Source organism: Pseudomonas sp. DE0010 (assembly GCF_007680745.1).
Taxonomy (GTDB): Bacteria; Pseudomonadota; Gammaproteobacteria; order Pseudomonadales; family Pseudomonadaceae; genus Aquipseudomonas; species Aquipseudomonas parafulva_B.
This window is the reverse complement of the sequence record NZ_VEJQ01000198.1, coordinates 1-277: the sequence shown is the minus strand read 5'-3', so window position 1 is coordinate 277 and position 277 is coordinate 1. Positions and strand designations below refer to the sequence as shown.

1 pseudogene is annotated in these 277 nt (G+C 64.6%); it reads left to right on the top strand.

The window, feature by feature from the left end:
- Nucleotides 1-201: pseudogene (locus tag FS767_RS22235) on the top strand (SAM-dependent methyltransferase); the annotation flags it as partial.
- Nucleotides 202-277: the final 76 nt, after the last annotated feature.

The window sequence follows — 277 nt, the reverse complement described above, 5'->3', positions numbered from 1 at the left end:
CCGAAGGGCCTGGAACTGGCCCACAGCGAGGGGCTCGAATTCGTGCTGCCGCTGGCCGAACGCCAGACCCGTGAAGACCTGCTGGCCATGACCCCCCACGGTTGGCGCGTCAACGCCGAACGCCGGGAGCGGGTCCTCGCCGAGCCCTTCGAGGTGCGGGTGGCAGTACGTTACGATTGGATCGTCAAATCCGGAGCCTAAGCCCCATGCGCCAGCCCGATATCGAAATCTATCTCAAGGACGTCGACCAAGACTCCGTCTCGGCCTGGCTCGAACA